This is a genomic window from Burkholderia sp. D-99 (assembly GCF_011605345.1).
Classification (GTDB): domain Bacteria; phylum Pseudomonadota; class Gammaproteobacteria; order Burkholderiales; family Burkholderiaceae; genus Burkholderia.
This window is the reverse complement of record NZ_JAAOXM010000004.1, coordinates 284,910-305,755: the sequence shown is the minus strand read 5'-3', so window position 1 is coordinate 305,755 and position 20,846 is coordinate 284,910. Positions and strand designations below refer to the sequence as shown.

The window sequence follows — 20,846 nt, the reverse complement described above, 5'->3', positions numbered from 1 at the left end:
AAAATTGTGAGACCGGTTCGGGTGTGACGCATCGACAAGAAAAATCGTCAAGGAAATTCGATCGATTAATCGATGCGGGGGTCGTTCGGCAAGTCAGGCGCTTTTCCCGGAAATCCGGAAAAGCGTTTGATTGCCGGCGGAGAGGGTGAGCGGCTGCGCGTGGGCGGCCCGGCGGTCTGATCCGTCCGGGCGCGATCACGCAGTGCGTTCTCGAATCAGGCGGGCACGAAAAACATGAGCACGACAGGCATCACAGGTCAACGCACCGGTTCGAGCGAACCGGATGCGCATGCTTCATACCCGGGGATTACACGGCGTCATCCTCCTCCTGAATGAATCATGACGGGCCGTCCCGTGGTTCGGGCCGGCATCCGTCCATCCGGCGTCTGAACGACGCCTTCCCATGAAATTCGAGGTCGCCGCCGGTTCGGCGCGACGGCACACGCACGCGGATTCGCGGTGCGCGGGGCAGCGCGTCGCCGTTTTTCCCGTGCCGTCGACCTCCATGTCCCGATTACCGGCGAGTGCCGCCGCTCAACGTGCCGTCACGCACGTGCGGCGTGCAGTCGTGCGATCGCCATGACGATCGCGATTGCCGAGCAGTGTTGTTCGATCGTTTAGTTAGCTATCCAAAGTGAAGCGCGGGGCATCGCGACACGGGCGAGGAGGCAGACCGATGCGTCATCGCCTGCCGTCGCGTTCGCTGCTGCGTGATCCAGCACATGAGAACCGAGGGAACACAAGATGAACAAGTCGTTCAAGTCGATCTGGAACGAAGCACTGGGGGCCTGGGTTGCGGCTTCCGAGCTTGACCGTGCGCGCGGAAAGCGTGTCGCGTCGGCGTGCGGCACGCGCGAGCACGCGGCGAACGAGGGCGCGGCGATACGCGCGGGCCTGCGTTCGGCGCCGTCGCCGCGACGGCTGGCCGTGCTGATGGCGTCCGCGTATCTTGCGTTGTTCCATGCGGGTGCACACGCGCAGTACGCGCCGGATAGCGGCTCCGCGACCGGCGGCGTGACGTCGATCTCGATCGGCGTCGGGTCGAGTGCCGCGCAACAGAATTCGACCGCGCTGGGCAACCTGGCGACGGCGCAAGGCGTGTCGGCCACGGCGCTGGGCCCGGGCGCGCATGCGATGGCCGACGGCTCGACGGCCATCGGCATCAATGCGCAGGCGACCGGCACCAACAGCGCATCGCTCGGCGTGCAGGCGATCAGTTCGGGACCATTTGCGGTTGCCGTCGGCAATTTAGCGCAGGCGACGCAGTCCGGCACGGTGGCGATCGGCAGTGGGGCGACCGCGAACGGCGTTTCCGCCATCGGGCTCGGGAACAATGCCACGGCCTCCGGTCAGTATGCGGTTGCGCTTGGGCTCGGTTCGACTTCGTTGGGCATCGGCAGCGTGTCGCTCGGTTATGCGTCACAGGCGACCAATCAGGGCGCGATTGCGCTCGGCAACCAGTCGACGAGTTCCGGCGCAGCCGGCGTGGCGGTGGGCAGCGGTGCGCTGACGACCGGCAATTCCTCGATCTCGATGGGGGTCAACAGCGGCGCGAAGGGCGCGACGTCGATTGCGATCGGCTGGGGCGGGATAGCCGGCGTAGCGGGCTCGGGCACGCAGTCGCTCGGCACCAGTTCGATCGCGCTCGGCTCGTCCACGACGGCCGGCGCCGATACGGCGATGGCGTTCGGCCTGAACGCCAACGCATCGGGTGTCAGTTCGATCGCGATGGGCGTGCAGTCGACCACGACCCAGCAGTTTGCCGTCGCGCTCGGCAATCTTGCGCTCGGCAGCGGCATATCGGCGACTGCGCTGGGCTCCGGTGCGACGGCGTCGGCCACGAATGCGACGGCCATCGGCATCAACAGCGTCGCGGCGGCGGGTTCCACCGTCGCGATCGGCGACAGCAACTCGGTCGCGGCCGCGGCAGGCGCGGGCTCGATCGCCGGCGGCAACAGCTCGAAGGTGCTGAGCGGGGCCGGTGCCGTCGCGCTCGGCCTGGGCCAGACGGTCAGCGGCAACGGTGCGGTGGCGATCGGCGACCCGAGCACCGCGATCGGAACCGGCGCGGTCACGGCCGGGGCGAACAACACGGCGAACGGCAACGGCGCGGTCGCAATCGGCAATTCGAACATTGCGCAGGGCACCGGTTCGCTCGCGCTCGGCAATACGTCGACGGCCGCGGCGGCGGGTGCGGTGGCGTTCGGTGCGTCGGCCGTGGCGAACAATGCGGGCGATGTCGCGCTCGGTTCCGGGTCGACGACGGCCGCGCCGAATCCGACGGCAAGCGCGGTGATTGGCGGCGTTACGTACAACTTCAACGGCACGTCGCCGACCAGTGTCGTCAGCGTCGGGGCGGCGGGCACCGAGCGCCAGATCACCAATGTCGCGGCCGGGCGCATCAGTTCGGCGAGCACGGACGCGATCAACGGGTCGCAGCTCAATGCGACGAATCTGGCGGTGAATTCGCTGTCGACTTCGACCGCGTCGAGCGTCAGTTCGTTGTCGACGGGGGTGTCGTCGTTGTCGACCGGGTTGTCGTCGGCCAATAGTGCGATCACGTCGCTTTCCACGTCGACTTCGACGGGGATCAGCTCGTTGTCGACCTCTGCGTCTACCGGGTTGTCATCGGCTAACAGCGCGATCACGTCGCTTTCCACATCGACGTCGACGGGCATCAGCTCGCTGTCGACGGGATTGAGTTCGACCAATAGCTCGGTGACTTCGTTGTCGACCTCCACGTCGACTGGGTTGTCGTCGGCAAATAGCGCGATCACGTCGTTGTCCACGTCGACGTCGACCGGCATCACCTCGTTGTCGACGGGATTGAGTTCGACCAACAGCGCAGTGACGTCATTGTCGACGTCCACGTCGACCGGCTTGTCGTCGGCCAACAGCTCGATCGCGTCGCTCTCCACATCGACGTCGACGGGCATCACTTCGTTGTCGACGGGCTTGAGTTCGACCAACAGCGCGGTGACTTCATTGTCGACGTCCACGTCGACCGGCCTGTCGTCGACCAACAGCGCGATCACGTCGCTGTCCACGTCGGCTTCGACCGGCCTGAGTTCAACCAACAGCTCGGTGGCTTCGTTGTCGACTTCGACATCGACCGGCATCAGCTCGTTGTCCACCGGCCTGAGTTCGACGAACAGCGCGGTCACGTCGCTGTCGACATCCACGTCGACGATCGTCGGCTCGTTGTCCACCGGCCTGAGTTCGACGAACAGCGCGGTCACGTCGCTGTCGACATCCACGTCGACGATCGTCAGCTCGCTGTCCACCGGCCTGAGTTCGACGAACAGCGCGGTAACGTCGCTGTCAACGTCCACGTCGACGATCGTCGGTTCGCTGTCCACCGGCGTCGCGTCGCTGTCGACCGGCCTGAGCACGACGAACAGCAGCGTGACGTCGCTGTCGACCGCCACGTCGACGAGCATCGGTTCGCTGTCCACCGGCCTCAGTTCGACGACCAGCTCGATTTCGTCGCTGTCGACGTCGACCTCGACGACGGTCGGCTCGCTGTCCACCGGCCTGTCGAGCACGAACAGCAACCTGACGTCGCTGTCCACCGCGACGTCGACGGGCATCGGTTCGCTGTCGACGGGCCTCAGCTCGATCGCGTCGAACAACACCAATCTCGGCAACAGCGCGGCTGGCGGGCTCGGCGGCGGGGCGACCTACAACCCGACGACCGGCACGATTTCCGCGCCGTCATACGTGACGTACAACAGCGACGGCTCGACGACGGTCAACAACAACGTCGGCTCGGCGATCGACAACATCAACGCGCACGGCATCAAGTATTTCCACGCGAACTCGACCGCGCCGGACAGCCAGGCGCTCGGGCTCGACAGCGTCGCGATCGGCCCGAACGCGATCGCGAAGGTGGACGGCAGCATCGCGCTCGGCGCCGGTTCGGTGTCCGATCGCGCGACGGCGCCGGCTTCGGGGATCCTCCGCAACGGCAGCGCGTCGATTCCGTTCAACACGACCGACCAGACGCTGCTGGGTGCGGTATCGGTCGGCGACGCGACGAGCAAGACGTATCGCCAGATCACCAACGTCGCGGACGGCACCGGCCAGCAGGACGCGGTGACTGTGCGTCAGCTGGCCGGCGCGCTGCAGTCGTTCGCGGTCACGACCACGAAGTACTTCCACGCGAACTCGACGGCCGTGGATTCGCTCGCGGTCGGCGCGGAGTCGGTCGCGGTCGGCCCGACGACGGTGGTCAACGGCGACAACGGCGTGGGTATCGGCAACGGTGCGATCGTCGACGCGACCGCGCCGGGCGGCGTCGCGATCGGGCAGGCGGCGAGCGCCGCGCAGGCCGACGCGATGGCGCTCGGCAGCGGCGCGACGGCCACCGGCGCGCAGTCGGTGGCGCAGGGCGCCAACGCGGTCGCGGTGAGCGTCGGCAGCGTCGCGCTCGGTTCAGGCGCACGCAGCACCGCGACCGATGCGCTCGCGCTCGGCGCCGGCGCGACAGCGACGTTCGCGAACAGCGTCGCGCTCGGCGCGGGTTCGCTGACCACCGTCGGCGCGCAGACGAACTACATCGCGTATGGCCTGAGCAGCCCGCAGTCGTCGGCCGGCGAAGTGAACGTCGGCAACCGGCAGATCACCGGCCTCGCGGCCGGCAAGAACGGCACCGATGCGGTGAACGTGTCGCAGCTCGACTCGGTCGCCAACCAGTTGACGACGTTGATCACCCAGCGCACGTCGAACCTCGGCGGGTCGTACACGACGAACCCGACCGGCACGAACGTGCCGCCGGGCTCGACGGGATCGAATTCGTCGGCGGGCGGTTCGGGCGCGATCGCTTCGGGCTCGAACAGCACGGCGGTCGGCAACGGATCGGTGGCGTCCGGCAACGGATCGACCGCGATCGGCGTCGGGTCGACCGCGGCGGGCAGCAATTCGGCCGCGATCGGCACGGGCAGCAACGACGGCGGCCGCTCGAACGTCGTCGCCGTGGGCTCCGCGGATTCGGCGCGCCAGGTCGTCAACGTCGCGGCCGGCACGCAGGGCACCGACGCGGTCAACGTGAACCAGCTGAACGCCAGCGTGGGCAACACGCTGTCGCAGGCGAACAGCTACACGGACGGCCAGGTCGCCGGCCTGCGCAACAGCCTCGACAGCTACCGCCGCGACGCGGACGGCGGCACGGCGACGGCGATGGCCGTGGCCGGCCTGCCGCAACCGTCGGGGCCCGGCAAGAGCATGGTCGCGCTGGCCGGCAGCGTGTATCGCGGCCAGTCGGGGCAGGCGCTCGGTATTTCGACGATCTCGGAGAACAACCACTGGGTCTACAAGGCGGCCGTTTCGACCAACACGCGCGGCACGTATGGCGCGGTGGTCGGTGCCGGGTACCAGTGGTGAGCCGCGGCCCGCGCCGTTTCCCTTCCATTCAAACGATGCCAAACATGAACGCAAATCTTGCAAAGTTCGCGGCCGCGGCACTGCTCGCTGCCGCCGGCCTGACCGGATGCGCCACGCAGCAGGGCGATCCGCCGTTTCCGTCCGCCGATACGGCCACGCTGCCCGAGGGGACGTACCCGAATCTCGCCAATCTGGCGCAGGTCCAGCCGGGGGTGACGAAGAACCAGCTGTACGAGCTGCTCGGCCCGCCGCATTTTCACGAGTGGATCTTCCACGTGCGGACGTGGAACTACCTGTTCCAGTTCCGCGAGGCCGGCAAGGTCGCGACCTGCCAGTACCAGGTCCGGTTCGATTCGGATAGCCGCGTGGTGAAGACGCGGTGGGACAAGCCGGAGTGTGAGGCGTTTGGCGGGAAGGGGGCGGCCGGCAGCGAGGGCTGAAGCCGCATGACCGGCCTGCGGGCCGGTGTGCGGGCGTCGATGATGTGGGTTCATCGGCGCCCGCTACCGAATTGCGTTACCAGGCGGGTGTTGTTACCGCAGCCGCGCGCCGCCGCTTGATGGAGACGGAGACGGAGCGCGTGAGGCCGCGACCGGATGGGCAGGATCGCAATGGAGAGGCGGCCGCCTGAAGCGTGTGTGGACGAGCCGGGCACCCGGCAGCGGGCGCCACGTCAGTGTCTGAGCACGCAAACGGCCACGATTTCGTATCCGGGGTCGGCATGCACGTGCGCCGCCTTTTCCGCTTCCTCATACGAACGAAACGACGTGGCATCTTCGACCGCCGGTGCCATGCCGATATCGCCATCCTCGGCGGTGCAGAGGAACTGCTCGCCGGTCTTCACGACGTAGACGGACAACATGATTCCCTCCATCGTTTGCAGGGGGGGAATTCCAGTCTAGCAGGCCAGAAAAGGGGCGCAGGCGGTTCGCTGCATCCTTTCCGCGAGGTCTTCGCGGGAGGTTTTCCCGCCTCGATGTCCGTGCGTCATTCCGGTCCATTCATTTGTCTTCGTCGGAACTCGATCTGACGGGTAATCGGCTGGCACCCGCCGGACGTGAGCGATGGCCGTCAACCCGATTCAGCCTCCCGTGAACGGCGGGATTCACGACCTTCAGCCGGCCGGAATCGCCCGACACGCGGCAGGCTCGAAAAGCCGTGCACAATACCCGCATGCAGACCCCAGACCTTGAACACCTCGTCACCGTCACCATGCCCTTCGGAAAGTACAAGGGCCGACTCATTGCCGACCTGCCTGGGCCATACCTCAACTGGCTCGCCCGCGAAGGGTTCCCGCGCGGCGAAATCGGCCGGCAACTCGCGCTGATGCACGAGATCGATCACAACGGCCTGCGAGACTTGCTGGAGCCGTTGCGAAAACGCGGATAACGCCAATCAGGGGCGAATGCCGCGCGTGCCGCGTCGCCCTGCATCGATCGACCGCGATCGACGACCACTCACCCCTCTTCAGCCACACCTGCCGCGCGTGCCGAATGCACGCGTGCGGCCCCGGCGCTGGCCCACGCGCACCTAGCGCGTCGCCGATGCTGACATAGAATATAAAACAGTCCCTTGAGGACGACTTGATGGCAAGAAAAGGGGTGCCAACATGAGACGCCTTTATTTCCTCGTACCCGATACGCAGATGGCGAAGGCCATCGTCGACGATCTATTGCGCGCACGCATTATCTGGCGCCATATCCACGTTCTCGCCGATCACAGCGTCACACTCGATCAGTTACCCGAAGCATCGTTGCTGCAAAGCAGCGATGTCGTGCATGCGCTCGAGCGCGGCGTCGCGCTTGGCGGCGCGGCGGGTGCGCTGATCGGCCTCGTCGCGCTGGTATTTCCCCCGGCGGAGCTCGTGATCGCAGGCGGCGCCGTCGTCGGGTTGACGTTGGCCGGAGCGGGTTTCGGGGCGTGGACCGCCGCGATGATCGGCATCGCCGAGCCGAACGCGCGACTCCAGAGATTTCGCGAGGCCATACAGGAAGGCCAGATCCTGATCATGGCCGACGTGCCGGCATTGCGAGAGCAGGAAATCGAAGAGATGGTCGCCCAGCATTTTCCGAAGGCGGACCTGGAAGGCGCCGAGCCTACGACACCGATCTTCCCCTGACGCGCGACAGCAAGCCTGCCTGCCCGATACCCGGGTTCATCGACGCATTTCGTCGAGCGCACGGCCGCGGGCGGAGCGCGGAGAGGGGCGTTCGCAAGTTGCGCAGGCAACCCGGTCCGCGCTTCCGAATCGCGCAAGAGACGCAGGCCCGACGCGCGTGACGCCCTCGGAACCGAAGCGCCGACGTCGAACCGCCGGCAAGGAGGTCGTATGGAACTGCACATTCAATCGCACCATTGGGAGCGTCGTACGCCGGACTGGGTCGCCGCCGCCGTGGCCGGTCTCGCAGGCGGTGCGCTGGTGATCGCGCTGGAATTCGTCTGGTCGACACTCGTGCTCGGCTCAAGCCCGTGGCAACCGACGCACAAGATCGCGGCGATGGTGATGGGCCGCAGCGCACTCGGCCAGATGACGCAATTCAACCTTGAAATCGTGGCGATGGCGCTGCTGCTGCACTACGTGCTCGGCGCGATCATGGGGATGATGCTCGCCGCGATCATGGCGCCTTTCCGCCTCGATTCGAGCGTGGCCATGGAAGCCGCCATCGGGCTGGCGTTCGGGATCGTCGCGTATGGGTGGAACTTCTACGTCATGACGGCCGTGTTCCCGTGGTTCGTCTCCGAGCGGGGTTCCGGGCCCTTGTTGGCCAACCTGTTGTTCGGCGTGGTTGCGGCCATCACCTACGGCAGGCTGGAGCGATTGCGCAAGCAGAACGTGGACGACTGACACATTGCGTTTCCCGCCGCGCCGAGCTTGACCACGCAGCGTTCGCGGGAGACACGGAACCCGGTGTCGGCGGCTCCGGCGAGTGACATGCAGCGAGGCGGCCTATGGCCCTTGCGATTGCCCTGGTCCTGATCATCGTATTGGCGGTGGGGTTTCACTTTGCCAGTCCGTGGTGGATCACGCCGATCGCGTCGAACTGGGTGCGCATGGACGACATGCTGACGATCACGCTCGTCATCACCGGTGCACTCTTCATCGCCATCAACCTGTTCATCGTCGTCGCACTGGTGCGCTATCGCCACCGCAGCGGGCATCGCGCGGCCTACGAGCCGCACAACCGGAAGCTGGAATGGTGGCTGATCGGCCTGACCGCCGTCGGCGTGGCGGCGTTGCTGGCGCCGGGGCTGTTCGTCTACGCGGACTACATCCGGCCGCCGCGCAACGTGCTGCAGATGGAAGTGCTCGGCCAGCAATGGCAATGGCGCTTCCGCTTCGCCGGCCCCGGCGGCAAGCTGGGCACGACCGACGTGCGCTACATCAGCAACGACAACCCGTTCGGCCTGAACCCTGCCGACCCCAACGGCCGTGACAATTACCTGATCGAAACGCCCGAGGTACACCTGCCGCTGAATCGGCCGATTCAGGTCCTGACGCGTTCGCGCGACGTGCTGCACGACTTCTACGTTCCGCCGTTCCGGGCGCGGATGAACATGGTGCCGGGCATGGTGACCACCTTCTGGTTCACGCCGACCAAGGCAGGGCGCTACGACATCCTGTGCGCGCAGCTCTGCGGGATCGGGCACTCCGGGATGCGCGGCATGGTGGTCGTGGAAGACGAAGCCGCGTTCTCGCGCTGGCTCGCGCAGCAGACCACCTTCGCGCAGCAGCAACTCGCCCACGTGCAGGCCGCACCGGCCGCTGCCGGCGGCAGCGCGAAGGCGCTGGCCGAACTGGGCAAGACGCTCGCGGCGGCCAAGGGCTGCGTCGCCTGCCATACCGTGGACGGCAGCCCGCTCGTGGGCCCGACCTGGAAGGGGCTGTACGGCAAGACCGAAACGATGGCCGACGGCAGCACCGCGAAGGTGGACGAAGCCTATCTGCGCGCGTTCATCCGCAATCCGACGGCGCGGGTCGTGAAGGGCTTCTCGCCGATCATGCCGCACTTCGACCTGAGCGACCAGGAGCTGTCCGCGCTGGTGGCGTATATCGAGGCGCAAGGCGGGCCGCCCGCCGCCAGTACTGCGGCCAAGCAATAGCGGAGCAGAAACCATGACTTATGCGCACACCGACCACGCCCCGCGCAGCTTCTGGACCCGGTATGTCTGGAGCCAGGACCACAAGGTCATCGCCGTGCAGTATGCGCTGACGGCCATCTCCATCGGCCTGGTCGGCCTCGTATTGTCCGACCTGATGCGGCTGCAGCTCGGTTTTCCGGGCAAGTTCGCTTTCATCGACGCGAACCACTACTACCAGTTCGTCACGATGCACGGGATGATCATGGTGATCTACCTGCTGACGGCGCTGTTCCTGGGCGGCTTCGGCAACTACCTGATCCCGCTGATGCTGGGCGCGCGCGACATGGTGTTCCCGTTTCTCAACATGCTGAGCTACTGGGTTTACCTGGTGGCCGTGCTGGTGCTGGTGGCGAGCTTCTTCGTGCCGGGCGGGCCGACCGGTGCGGGCTGGACGCTGTATCCGCCGCAGGCCATCCTGCCGGGCACGCCGGGCGTGGAATGGGGCATCGTGCTGATGCTCGTGTCGCTGGCGATCTTTATCGTCGCAGCGACGATGGGCGGCCTGAATTACGTGACCACCACGCTGCAGGCCCGCACGCGCGGCATGACGCTCATGCGCATGCCGCTCACGGTTTGGGGCATCTTCATCGCGACCATCATGGCGCTGCTGGCGTTTCCGGCGCTGTTCGTGTCGGCGGTGATGATGCTGTTCGACCGGACGCTCGGCACCAGTTTCTTCATACCGGCCGTTGTGTCGATGGGGCAGACGCTCAAGCATGCCGGCGGCAGCCCGCTGCTGTTCCAGCACCTGTTCTGGTTCTTCGGGCATCCGGAGGTCTACATCGTCGCGCTGCCGGCCTTCGGCATCGCGTCGGACCTGATCAGTACGCACGCGCGCAAGAGCATCTTCGGCTACCGGATGATGGTGTGGGCCATCGTCATCATCGGCGCGCTGAGCTTCGTGGTCTGGGCGCACCACATGTTCATCGCCGGCATGAACCCGTACTTCGGCTTCTTCTTCGCGACCACCACGCTCATCATCGCCGTGCCGACCGCCCTCAAGGTCTACAACTGGGTGCTGACGCTGTGGCGCGGCGACATCCACCTGACCGTGCCGATGCTGTTCGCCATCGGCTTCATCAGCACCTTCGTGCTGGGCGGGTTGACCGGGCTCTATCTCGGCAACGTGAGCGTGGATATCCCGCTGTCGAACACGTATTTCGTGGTCGCGCATTTCCATATGGTGATGGCCGTGTCGCCGATCCTGGTGGTGTTCGGCGGCCTCTACCACTGGTACCCGAAGGTGACGGGCCGCATGCTCGACGACACGCTCGGGCGCGCGCACTTCTGGATCACCTTCGTCGGCACCTATGCGATCTACTTCCCGATGCACTATCTCGGGATCCTCGGCATGCCGCGGCGGTATTACGCGTATCAGGGCTACAGCTTCATTCCGCATTCGGCGCAGACGCTCAACACGTTCATCACCGTCGTCGCGCTGATCGTCGCGGCGGCGCAGTTGCTGTTCCTGTTCAACCTGGCGTGGAGCCTCGTGCGCGGCAAGCGTGCGGACGGCAACCCGTGGCGGGCCACCACGCTCGAATGGCAGACGCCGCAAACGCCGCCCGTGCACGGCAACTGGGGCGCGGCGCTTCCGGTCGTCTACCGCTGGGCATACGAATACAGTCCGCCGGGGCAAGAGGAAGATTTCGTGCCGCAGAACCAGCCGCCCGCAACGGCGCCTGAACCGGCCCACCCGGCGCTTCACCCTGGCGAGGCCCACGAATGACCACGCTGCCGCGCCCCTTCGTTCACGACGCGCCACCCGGCTTGCCGAATGCGGGCCGCACCGGCCTGGTCGTTTTCATGGCGGTCGCGACCACGTTGTTTTCGCTGCTGCTGCTCGCCTATGCGATGCGCATGCGCGAGCCTGACTGGCAGCCGATTCCGCATCCGGCGCTGCTGTGGTGGAACACTGGCGCGCTGGTACTGGCCAGCATCGCCATGCAGCGCGCCCGGCAATTGACCTTGCACCGCGCGGCGTGGCTGGTGGGCGGCGGCGTGCTGGCGGCCGTGTTCGTGATCGGGCAATTGACCGCCTGGCACATGCTGTCGGCGGCCGGGCAGACTGTCGCCGTCAATCCGTCCAACAGCTTCCTCTACCTGCTTACCGGGCTGCACGGATTGCATGTGCTGGGCGGGCTGGTGGCGTGGGTGGTGACGATCGTGCAGCTCCGGCGCGCGGACCCGTTCCGGGCCCGGCGCGCCATCGCGCTGTGCGCGCTCTACTGGCATTTCCTGCTCGCGGTTTGGCTCGTGTTGCTGGCGGCGATGTGGTGGCTGACCCCCGGGATCGTCGCCGCCGTCTGCGGGCCCTTGTATGGAGCCGCGCCATGACCGCGCCCACGGCACCCACTGAATCCGCGGCCGATTCGCCTGCGGCTCTGCCCGCCGATGCTTCATCTGCCGATGCCCGGCCCGACGGCTGGCGCGGCATCGTCACCGACTGGTCGGCCGATCGCGAAGCCTTCAAGGTGCCGTGGGGCAAGGCGATGATGTGGATCTTCCTGCTGTCGGACACCTTCGTCTTCAGCAGTTTCCTGATCGGCTACATGACGGTGCGCATGTCGACCACGGCGCCGTGGCCCGATACCGCGAAGGTGTTCGGGCTCAACGTGGGCGGCGTGGAAGTGCCGTTGCTGCTGATTGCCATCATGACGTTCACGCTGATCAGCAGCAGCGGCACCATGGCGATGGCCGTCAACTTCGGCTACCGGCGCAACGCCAAGCCTGCCGCCGCGCTGTTGCTGGCGACCGCGCTGCTGGGCGCCACCTTCGTGTCGCTGCAGGCGTTCGAATGGAGCAACCTGATCTTTCGTGAAGGCATCCGCCCGTGGGGCAACCCGCTGGGCGCGGCGCAGTTCGGCGCGTGCTTCTTCACGATCACCGGGTTCCACGGGTTTCACGTGACCTGCGGCGTGATCTACCTGCTGCTGATCGCACGCAAGATCCTGCAGCCGGGGTTCACCGAACACGGCAACTTCCAGATCGTCGAGATCGCCGGCCTGTACTGGCACTTCGTCGACCTGGTTTGGGTGTTCATCTTCGCACTGTTCTATTTGTGGTGAGGCAGGCCATGGACCACACCGATCCCGCCGATCGACCCGACGCCGCGCACGGCCAGCAGCATCCGATCGGCCTCTACCTGAAGATCTGGGGCCTGCTGTTCGTGCTGAGCACGTTGTCGTACCTGGTCGACTATTTCAATGTGCAGGGTTTGCTGCGCTGGGTGCTGATCGTCGTGCTGATGATCGCCAAGGCCGGGCTGATCGTGTCGATCTTCATGCACATGATGTGGGAGCGGCTGGCGCTGGTGTACGCGATTCTGGTGCCGCCGCTGTGTCTGCTGGTGCTCATGGTGTTGATGGCGGCTGAGGCGCATCACACGTTTGGGATGCGGGAGCTGTTCTTTCGGTGATTTCTTCGCCGGGTGGTTTGCGGGCGATGAGCGTGTCGCAGCGCGACGGGCAGGGTGATGCGCCGCGGTTGTGCGCCGGGCGGCGTCGCGGCATCGGAGGAGCCGGTCATCCGGTCACGCAAACATGGAGGAGGGCAAGATGAAGTTTTCACGCCGACGTTTTATTGCAGCCACCACTGTTCTGGCATCCGCGCTGGCCCTTGGACGCCGCGCTGCGGCCGCAGATACCGGGGCCGGGGCCGTGAAGGAAACCGATGCAAACGCCCAGGCCCTCGGCTACAAGACGGATGCAAGCCGGGTCGACCATGCGAAATTCCCGAAATTTCAGGCGGGCGAGGCCTGCGCGAATTGCCAGTTCTTCCAGGGCAAGACGGGTGCCGCGATGGCGCCGTGCGCCATCTTCGGCGGCAAGCAGGTCAATGCGAAAGGCTGGTGTAGTGCTTATGCGAAAAAGGCGTAGCAGGGGAGGCGATGACCTGACCGCCGGGATATGTGATGCCCGGCGTACCACGTGACTGACCTGACTCTAGCCCGAACCCTGCACGGCTCGAGACTCCAATGGCAAGCAATGATCAGAGATCTCCGCGCACTTCACCGGTTCCCAGCGCGCTCCGCTGGCGGTTGACTTCCGCCCAAAGCTCATCGCTGTCGTCATCGCGCAGCAGGACCATGCAGTCCAGTTGCTCGTCGGTCACGTCGAAGTATTCCAGGATTTCCCGGCGAGCCGCATCGATGAACTGCGCGTATTCCGGGGTTGCCTGGGCCTGCGCGTGCAAGGTCTGCGTCGTCCGCGCCGCCGCCGTGCTCGTCGATGTAGCGCGAGATCCACTGATCTCGTTCGTGGTCGTAATCGGCCTCGGCGCGCATCGCTTGCACAGCCGTGTAGAAATCCAATTGGGCAAACGCGGCGATCGCCGCCGTTGTCGCCTCGTCGAATGTAGTCGTCATTACATCTCTCATGTTAGTCATGGCGAATCATCGCATGGGGTGTGCCTGGGCAGGTGCGCCGAAGCCGGATGGTGCTACATGCCGCCTGGCGCTGACGTTGGCGCCTGTGCAGAGGCACTATGATCGGAAGGGTGATGCCTTCGAGTGCGCCGCTCATCGGGGCCGCACGGGCGACAGGGTACTCATTAGCGATGAAAACAACCGGGCGTACTAGGTCGCAGAACAAGTTTCGAGCGTATCGCTGCGAGCGTCACCGCGGCACTTAAGCGCCATTACGGGCGCTGGTCGTGAATTGCTCATAATGGCAGAATTCCGCGGTGGTACGTTACCGATTGAATCCCCCATTGCGGCCGTTCGAATTTCGATCGCTAACGTCTACTTTGCAGCGGCCGCTGTCCTACGTAAGGCTAATTCGACTCCTGAATGCGGTCGTTCAATTTTTGAGTGCACATGCTGATGTAGGCCGTCGCCCGCGACGACCTGTTATCGAGTCGGCGTAGGTTGGCGCCGGAATCTGAGCATGTCGCAATCAACGTTTAGTTCGGAGTGAACAGTGGGATGGTCACTGGCGATGGACCGTCTGGCGGCGCAGCCGTGTGACCGATGCTAGCCGTGAAGCCGGGTGGCAAGTGCTTGTATGTGGCCTTTGGCTCGGTGTCGCAACCGTGAATGGCCGCATGGAGATCGCGCACTGGAAGCTGAACGCACTGAGCTGTGAAAATCTTTCCCCCGTCGACCGAGTATCCAACGCGCTTGAATGCCTCGTGGTATGGGCTGACGACCAGCGAGCCGCCGAAGTGCCCGGTGTTGCAGACCACTACGTTGCAGAAGACCGTCCTTGATAAAGAAACGGCCAACGACTCAAAGAGCTTTACGTCGCGGTTGTAGGCTATGACGAACAAGTGGTGAACCCGACCACGATAGAGTAGGGCGCGCTCAATATCCATGAAATCGTAGCAAATGCTGACCCCGATCCGTCCATAAGGCCCTGAATCGAAGACATAGACGTTGGGATCGGCATGGAATGCCCACGGTGGTACGTACTTTTTGAAGCCGGATGCCTCAGCTGGCGCAGGGTCCCGCTTGCCGAACCAAACTCTGGCGGCATAGCGTGAAGGTGTGCGCTTCCAAAAATTTCTAGGAACGAGGACGAGACCTTCATTTTTCGCAGACTTTGTTCGATGGTCCAGACGGTAGTCAACCCCAACGATTGCTAGCACATTCATGGAACAGACAAGCCGCTCGAAGTCATCCAATCGCGTTCTTGGGAGTGCTAGCTCGGGGAGAAGAACGACGCGAGGCTGATCATCATGATCTGCCAATGCCCTCATCGCTCTGCGAATCTCGTGCCATGCGCGGCTATCCTCGGCTGCCGAGATTTTTGGCTCACCACTATCGGCATTCCACGCGACCGTGGAATCTAAGGTCGTCTGAATTACGCCAAGCGTAAGCGTCTCAACCAATGCTGGCTTCTCAGAAATCATGCCGGCCCCATTTCAAAATAACGCTTCCAATCGACGTCGGTGAGGTGCATGAGATTGACGGGAGTGACTTGCCGAGATTGCTGATTGAAGGTCGAGATTTGATTTGCTTCTAATTCGAGTTGTGCAATCGAGATGACGCGCGCCAAATCCGCCGTGTCGATGAGGCTTACCGGATCATGCTTAGTGTCATCATCGAAGTCCGGGCTCCATGCTTGGTACAGGCCAGCCAATACGTTCTCGTCCGCGCGAGGTTGGAGGCACGCCTCAAGAATTCCAAGTGTTGCCGACGAATATGTGATCTCGTCTCGCAGGAGCTGAGGGAGATGTCTAAGCATGCTTTCATGCCCCAGCCCGTTCCATTGGGCTGGCAGTAGGAACGAGCGCGAAAGCAAGGCAAATAGGCACAGGCCAAGGCCGCGAATTGGATTCTGCGCGGAGCCTATTTCGCTTACGACGAGCGGCGCATACCGTCTGTCATAGATCTGTTGCCGCTGGGGGACTCGTCGTAGAGCTCCAATTCCGGGCTCTCGCAGCTTCTGCTTCCACTCTTGCCAGGAGACTGCCCCCGTGTCGATGAGATGTCTCGGCAGCGCGAAGTTGAGCGGGTGTGCGCAAGGGGAGCGCGTATCAGTGTCTTTGCGCGACGCGCGTTTAAGATAGTCTTGGTCTAAGGTCTCGGCGGTAGGCGACAGCAACAACGCTGCTTGCCTGACAATTTCTAGGCAGGTCCATTCACCGATTCTCCATTCCTTTGTGATTCTGGGATCGCGACTGCCCCAGATCCGTGTTGCCCAGACCGGCAGCGGTATTAGTTTCCCCGTCTCAGGTCCTTCGAGTGATGTCCGAACGCGAGACGCCGCCGGTGAAAGAGCCGTCACTTGCAGGATCTCTGGGCGATCGAGGCGGCTCATCAAAGCGTCAAACCACCACCCTTCTTGATTCGTTTGAGTTGACTTAGTTGCTGACGCGATTCGCAGTAGTGGTGCAATTGGTGCATCCGCAGGGAAGAAAGTCCACAGGTCGTCGGATTCAGCGAGGTCATCGACGAGGGTTCCCAAGTGAATGATCAGATCAGACGCTCGGCGAACAGGCTTGCGAAGGTCGAACTTGCATCCCCACCAGGCAAGCGCAACGCGCAGTTCCGACGGCATGTCATGGCTAGTTAGCAACGCGCGGCCTTTGTCAACAAATGGTTTGCTCAGCCGCTCCCCTAAGAGTTGCAAGGTGCCTGGCGATTGTTCCAACAACACCGTGGCGCAATACACACCGACGAAAAGCTGGTTTTGGCTTTTCTGTACAAACCATCGGTCTGCTTCAGGCAGGCATCTATTGGTAAGCCTCGCGATATCTCGCAGAAATCTCAGCGCGGCCGCTCTACGCCACCCCGCCGCATTGATGTCAACAAGTAGCTGTGCAGCTCGCACTGTTTCTGCCGCGAGCACCGCGTATGAATTGCCGAGTATGTAGCTGGCCGCTAGACGATTCACTGGGTCGCGCGCATAGCGATCGATGTCATCAAAGAGGAGTTCCAGTCCTGTAGCACCAAGGCGGCGAGCGATGGTTAGTGCATGAGTCCAAAGACGGACGCGATCAGGCCGTTCGTGCAGAACTCTTCTGACCAAGCCGAATACTCTGTCGGCAATGCCGGCAAGCCGGGCTTGAATCTGAAAGTCATTGATGCCAGTAAGAGCAGCGATTGGATCGAGTGAAGGGGCCTCGCCATTGCGACTGGTTGCTTGCCCCCCGGTCGTTCGGCTTTGGCTGGACGCGCCATGTCGAATGTTGAGTGTTTCCGGTGCGGCGAGTCTTGCTTCGGCGACGCGAGCAAGGCGAGTCGCTGCGAATGCCTGACGTGTTCGCGCTGGCATCTCCGCTTCAGGAACATCTACGAGCAATAGATGCTCCAACTGCTGCGATAGGATGGAGAGTTCGTTGTCTTCGAGCGTCGTGAAGTCGGTTTTGCCGATTGCCGAAACCAGAGCAATCGTCTTCGTCATTAATGGAGTTGGAAACTCAGGATCGAGGCGGCACTCATCTTGTGCGCGATTCCATAGGTCTGACCCGACAAGGCGCTTGCTGGTGTCGTCTGTTCCAAGCAGTTCCCCTAGCGCTTTCGGTTCGGTCTTTGCGGGATTAATGCTTGCGCCGGAACCTAGCCTATCGATCACATCCTTGTAGTGATCGATCCACGTAATCAGTTCCTCAAACGTCTTTGCCAATATCACATGGTCATCGACATAGCGGAAGTGCGCGACGCGCCCACGCGGGAGCGTTTTCTGTACCTCTTCGTCGACCAGTAGGAGAGCCGCATTTGCGAGAAACCCTGACACCATGAGCCCAGTAGGAATTCTGCGGAATGTTTTACGAGACTCATCAAGTTCGATGTGCTTTAGTTCGGCATCCGTCCAACCATCAAGGTTCAATGGAAGTTGTGTCAACGTCTTTAGCAGTCGTTGAACTTCTGGGCGCAGTTCGGCTGGAACAGACTGCGCGATTGCGTCGACGCATGCTGTGAGGTGGACGGACGGGTAGAACTTCTCAAGATCTACAGATGCCCAATAGATGTCGCCATTGTTGCGGTCGGTTGGCAAGCTAGTCCAATTGTCAGCAAGAACGAATGGACATCGATCGGCCTGGTGCATGCGATGTTGAAGTCCAAGCTCTTCCCGCTCATCGTCATCGAGGCTTCCCTCCTTGGAATGACCATGCGCCGCCGCTGACACCGCCAAGGCGATATGACGCCTAAATAGCGGCCAAGCCTGCTGAAACGGCCGATAGATTCGGCCCGAGGAGTGCCTGTACGGCCCGACTTTCCGCATCTTGTTACCGTGAAGATCTTCTTCAATCCACGCTGACCGGAAGAGTCTGTTGCCATAGCTCCAAACGGGCATCCGTGCGTCGACGTAGGGCCCCAATACGTTCACGGCAGCAGTCCACGCTACTTGATCTCTGACAGTGAAATGAAAGTATTGTCGAACCCTAGGATTCCCATCCCCATCAGGGTTCTTTGGAAAAGCCATCGGCCGAATTGGTGACATCCGAAATCTTCCGGAGCGTAAATCGTCACCAAGACTTCGGAGTTCGCGGTCTAAATGAACTTCAAAATGGGCTAGGTCTGCCTCGTCGATCCAGATGTCACCGGGGACAGACGCTCGCTTTACCTTCTCCCATGCCCAGCGCATGTTCAATTGGTCGCACACCTGACTTAGAAAGCTACGCATTCTTTCCTCGCGCAATCACGTCACTGGCATCCATGCCTTCAGGTGGAACTACAAACCGAATGCTCTTACTTCTGGCTCGAAACTCATTCGCAAGAACCTTCGTGAATTTCTCACCTGCAGCATCACCATCGGGAACACCCACTAGGTCAAAAGGGAGAAGTTCCTCCACCCAGTCAGAACGAAACGACGTAGCACCTAAAACTGCAACGGCGGCTAGTCCGGATCCCTCCATGGCAATTGCGTCTGGGACGCCTTCGCAAATGTGCAGAAGACTTCCTGGCTGCAACTGGCTCAGCCGTTGACTGTTGAACATAGGTTTAGGGATACCGCTTGGACCGAAGAATTTCTTACTGCTCTGAAGGCAGCGAACCTGTAAGTACTGAGTGGTGGCATCGACTTTGAAGGGGAAAACTAGGGCGTAGCCAGACCAGCTTAGCGCCCGTCGGCTCCCAGATAGTCCTGCGCTGCGGATTCGCTCTGCCCCCCAACGCCGTTCTAGCTCTCGATACGCCCTCGCCGGGTCCACGAGTTCTACGACGCCGAACCTAAGCGCCAAATCCGGTGCAATTCCGTGAGCTTGGAGGTAGGCTGTCCCCAAGGACGCAATGACCGGTCCGCAGTGCGCCACCAGCCAGGTGTACAGTTCGGGGTCAGGGCTAGCCGAGCGTTCGGAAGGAGCGGGATTAACTGGTTTGGGACTTTTAGCCTGCGACATTGAACGTGCGCGTCGGCCGAGCGGGGCCTCGCCGCCGACGATGCCGAAGTGACCGCAGAGCCAGTCACAAGCATCCATAAACCCTAGGCCTAAAATCTTCCGGACTAGCGCGATTGCGTCGCCATGCTCACCGCATCCAAAGCACCTCCAGGTATTTTTCGCTTTGCTGACGGTGAAGCTTGGACTCGCTGCATCGTGCCCGTTGAAGCACATCGCCTTGTTGCCACGTAGGGTGATCCCTACGGCTGATGCAACGTCCGCCATTGGCAATTCGCGCAGGCGTGCAAGCGCCTGATCGCTCAATAGCTTCGGCTTGGCTGCCTGTAAGCTGGCTCGCCGCAAAATCATCCCCCTTGCGCCAGTTTCTGTTTTCTTACGAGAATCATCCCATGGAGATGAGGGAGATTGGGCTGCGAATTCGCTGACATCTGAACGATACTGAGTACGCAGATGCAAGCGGCGGCAGCCAGTCAGAGCACCGTAGCTGCGGCAAGGGTTCAGCCAGGAGTCTAGGCGTCGATCGCTCTGTGCGCGGTGAACCACAGCGTCAGAGCTAAACCCACGTCGGCGCTGGCCTGCGTAAAGATCGACTTGGTTTGTAGCGAACTAGGCTTGGGGCAGCACCTCGACGTAGGCCATTTTCCTAATAGCGAGCGCCTCCTAGCCACTGAAAGAGGGCGGTAGCGCGACGACAGGTGCGGGCGGCAATGCGGGCCACCAAAGAATTGGCCTAGTCTTTGCTCTCATGACACGCTTCTTTGACGCCCCCCCGTATGGAAAATGCAAGCGGGCTAGCACGTGGTCGTTTAGATGGGGCAACAGAAGCTCCAAGAAGTGGCAGTTGTCGAACGTCAGCTGTTAGCTGCGGATTCAACCCGTCGATGCAACACACGAGAGGCCGCATAGCACCGAGGAGTGTTGCAATGAAACAGAGACGGCGGATCTGCTACACGGATAGTCAGAAAGCGGTAATGTGGGAGCGCTGGCGCAAGGGCGAGTCGCTGAAGCAGATCGCCCAGTTGTTTGATCGGAACCATTCCTCGGTGCAACGGATTCTGGCCGAAACGGGCGGTATACAGCCGAAGAACCGGTGCCGTACAAGATTGGCGCGGACGATGGCAATGTGCACTGGTTGACGGAGCATCAGGCGGAAACCTCGAAGACTACGTGATCTTCTAGAGCAGCGGCGACGGCCCTCGATTGTCAATGATTCGAACCTCCAGGTCGAACGGCTGGCAGCGGCCGAACCGAGTCGATTGACCTGTGACGTCCGCATCGCTTCCTATAGCAGCCCCAGCCCCAGCCCCAGCCCCAGCCCCGTGCCCCATGGCTTCGGTTGCAACACCTCCGCCGAATGACTTCCACCCGCCAGTGCGCGCTGCGCCGAGTTCTGCGTAACGAGAACCCCGCCCCCCAACCCCCATCCCATACCGCCCCCAGGGTCGTCATGGAAAACTGTATGAATATACAGTATAGTACCCGTCGAACTCGAGCCGCACGGGCGCAACCCTTGCAACCCTTGCAGCACGTAAGCCACA

At 62.7% G+C, this 20,846-nt stretch carries 15 protein-coding genes and 2 pseudogenes; 12 read left to right on the top strand and 5 right to left on the bottom strand.

What is annotated here, in order from left to right; genetic code table 11:
* The first annotated feature begins 744 nt into the window (after positions 1-744).
* Together HAV18_RS40180 and HAV18_RS18580 are read left to right on the top strand one after the other, a co-directional pair.
* Entirely contained in the window at positions 745-5,382 is a 4,638-nt protein-coding gene (locus HAV18_RS40180) for a YadA-like family protein (RefSeq protein WP_166958338.1), read from the top strand.
* Between the two features lie 44 nt (positions 5,383-5,426).
* Positions 5,427-5,822 carry an outer membrane protein assembly factor BamE gene (locus tag HAV18_RS18580; RefSeq protein ID WP_166958336.1) on the top strand — a complete coding sequence of 132 codons (396 nt, stop codon included), beginning with the start codon at positions 5,427-5,429 and terminating at the stop codon, positions 5,820-5,822.
* A gap of 233 nt (positions 5,823-6,055) precedes the next feature.
* Here the strand turns inward: HAV18_RS18580 and HAV18_RS18575 are convergent, their stop codons facing one another.
* A complete protein-coding gene (locus HAV18_RS18575; protein WP_034192021.1) occupies positions 6,056-6,244 on the bottom strand; it encodes a hypothetical protein in 189 nt (62 codons plus the stop codon).
* Positions 6,245-6,555: 311 nt separating this feature from the next.
* Here HAV18_RS18575 and HAV18_RS18570 point away from each other — a divergent pair, with 311 nt between their 5' ends.
* From HAV18_RS18570 to HAV18_RS18530, 9 genes are all read left to right on the top strand, one after another.
* Positions 6,556-6,771, top strand: a complete 216-nt coding sequence (locus HAV18_RS18570; protein WP_027792801.1) for a DUF3820 family protein — start codon at positions 6,556-6,558, stop codon at positions 6,769-6,771.
* Between the two features lie 220 nt (positions 6,772-6,991).
* On the top strand, positions 6,992-7,501 hold the full coding sequence (locus HAV18_RS18565) for a hypothetical protein (protein WP_043184322.1): 510 nt from the start codon (positions 6,992-6,994) through the stop codon (positions 7,499-7,501).
* A gap of 210 nt (positions 7,502-7,711) precedes the next feature.
* Positions 7,712-8,227 carry a hypothetical protein gene (locus HAV18_RS18560; protein WP_166958334.1) on the top strand — a complete coding sequence of 172 codons (516 nt, stop codon included), beginning with the start codon at positions 7,712-7,714 and terminating at the stop codon, positions 8,225-8,227.
* Positions 8,228-8,331: 104 nt separating this feature from the next.
* Positions 8,332-9,483, top strand: a complete 1,152-nt coding sequence (locus tag HAV18_RS18555; protein WP_166958332.1) for a c-type cytochrome — start codon at positions 8,332-8,334, stop codon at positions 9,481-9,483.
* A gap of 13 nt (positions 9,484-9,496) precedes the next feature.
* Positions 9,497-11,251, top strand: a complete 1,755-nt coding sequence (ctaD, locus tag HAV18_RS18550) for a cytochrome c oxidase subunit I (protein ID WP_166958330.1) — start codon at positions 9,497-9,499, stop codon at positions 11,249-11,251.
* Entirely contained in the window at positions 11,248-11,859 is a 612-nt protein-coding gene (locus HAV18_RS18545) for a cytochrome c oxidase subunit 3 (RefSeq protein WP_166958328.1), read from the top strand. The genes ctaD and HAV18_RS18545 overlap by 4 nt, the downstream gene beginning before the upstream one ends.
* Entirely contained in the window at positions 11,856-12,590 is a 735-nt protein-coding gene (locus HAV18_RS18540; RefSeq protein ID WP_166958326.1) for a heme-copper oxidase subunit III family protein, read from the top strand. The genes HAV18_RS18545 and HAV18_RS18540 overlap by 4 nt, the downstream gene beginning before the upstream one ends.
* 8 nt (positions 12,591-12,598) lie before the next feature.
* Entirely contained in the window at positions 12,599-12,940 is a 342-nt protein-coding gene (locus HAV18_RS18535; RefSeq protein ID WP_027792794.1) for a cytochrome C oxidase subunit IV family protein, read from the top strand.
* A gap of 139 nt (positions 12,941-13,079) precedes the next feature.
* The gene (locus HAV18_RS18530) at positions 13,080-13,400 is read left to right on the top strand and encodes a high-potential iron-sulfur protein (RefSeq protein ID WP_166958324.1); all 321 of its coding nucleotides are present in this window, start codon (positions 13,080-13,082) and stop codon (positions 13,398-13,400) included.
* A 112-nt stretch (positions 13,401-13,512) separates the two neighbouring features.
* Here HAV18_RS18530 and HAV18_RS18525 read toward each other — a convergent pair.
* From HAV18_RS18525 to HAV18_RS18510, 4 genes and pseudogenes are all read right to left on the bottom strand, one after another.
* Positions 13,513-13,888, bottom strand: a pseudogene (locus HAV18_RS18525) (ATP-dependent protease).
* A 536-nt stretch (positions 13,889-14,424) separates the two neighbouring features.
* Positions 14,425-15,372: a carbon-nitrogen hydrolase family protein gene (locus HAV18_RS18520; protein WP_243771698.1), complete on the bottom strand. Its 948-nt coding sequence runs from the start codon at positions 15,370-15,372 to the stop codon at positions 14,425-14,427.
* Positions 15,369-18,296 (bottom strand): RNA-directed DNA polymerase, encoded by a 2,928-nt coding sequence (locus HAV18_RS18515; protein WP_166958322.1) that lies wholly within the window; start codon positions 18,294-18,296, stop codon positions 15,369-15,371. Before HAV18_RS18515 ends, HAV18_RS18520 begins: the two co-directional genes overlap by 4 nt.
* A gap of 289 nt (positions 18,297-18,585) precedes the next feature.
* Positions 18,586-19,764: a CHC2 zinc finger domain-containing protein gene (locus tag HAV18_RS18510; protein ID WP_166958320.1), complete on the bottom strand. Its 1,179-nt coding sequence runs from the start codon at positions 19,762-19,764 to the stop codon at positions 18,586-18,588.
* Positions 19,765-20,231: 467 nt separating this feature from the next.
* Between HAV18_RS18510 and HAV18_RS18505 the strand changes: the two are divergent.
* Positions 20,232-20,429: pseudogene (locus tag HAV18_RS18505) on the top strand (IS30 family transposase); the annotation flags it as partial.
* Positions 20,430-20,846 lie beyond the last annotated feature (417 nt).

Bases quoted from the DNA above. Each gene is read 5' to 3' on its own strand.
- HAV18_RS40180 (WP_166958338.1), top strand. From the start codon at position 745: ATGAACAAGTCGTTCAAGTCGATCTGGAACGAAGCACTGGGGGCCTGG.
- HAV18_RS18580 (WP_166958336.1), top strand. From the start codon at position 5,427: ATGAACGCAAATCTTGCAAAGTTCGCGGCCGCGGCACTGCTCGCTGCC.
- HAV18_RS18575 (WP_034192021.1), bottom strand. From the start codon at position 6,244: ATGTTGTCCGTCTACGTCGTGAAGACCGGCGAGCAGTTCCTCTGCACC.
- HAV18_RS18570 (WP_027792801.1), top strand. From the start codon at position 6,556: ATGCAGACCCCAGACCTTGAACACCTCGTCACCGTCACCATGCCCTTC.
- HAV18_RS18565 (WP_043184322.1), top strand. From the start codon at position 6,992: ATGAGACGCCTTTATTTCCTCGTACCCGATACGCAGATGGCGAAGGCC.
- HAV18_RS18560 (WP_166958334.1), top strand. From the start codon at position 7,712: ATGGAACTGCACATTCAATCGCACCATTGGGAGCGTCGTACGCCGGAC.
- HAV18_RS18555 (WP_166958332.1), top strand. From the start codon at position 8,332: ATGGCCCTTGCGATTGCCCTGGTCCTGATCATCGTATTGGCGGTGGGG.
- ctaD (WP_166958330.1), top strand. From the start codon at position 9,497: ATGACTTATGCGCACACCGACCACGCCCCGCGCAGCTTCTGGACCCGG.
- HAV18_RS18545 (WP_166958328.1), top strand. From the start codon at position 11,248: ATGACCACGCTGCCGCGCCCCTTCGTTCACGACGCGCCACCCGGCTTG.
- HAV18_RS18540 (WP_166958326.1), top strand. From the start codon at position 11,856: ATGACCGCGCCCACGGCACCCACTGAATCCGCGGCCGATTCGCCTGCG.
- HAV18_RS18535 (WP_027792794.1), top strand. From the start codon at position 12,599: ATGGACCACACCGATCCCGCCGATCGACCCGACGCCGCGCACGGCCAG.
- HAV18_RS18530 (WP_166958324.1), top strand. From the start codon at position 13,080: ATGAAGTTTTCACGCCGACGTTTTATTGCAGCCACCACTGTTCTGGCA.
- HAV18_RS18520 (WP_243771698.1), bottom strand. From the start codon at position 15,372: ATGATTTCTGAGAAGCCAGCATTGGTTGAGACGCTTACGCTTGGCGTA.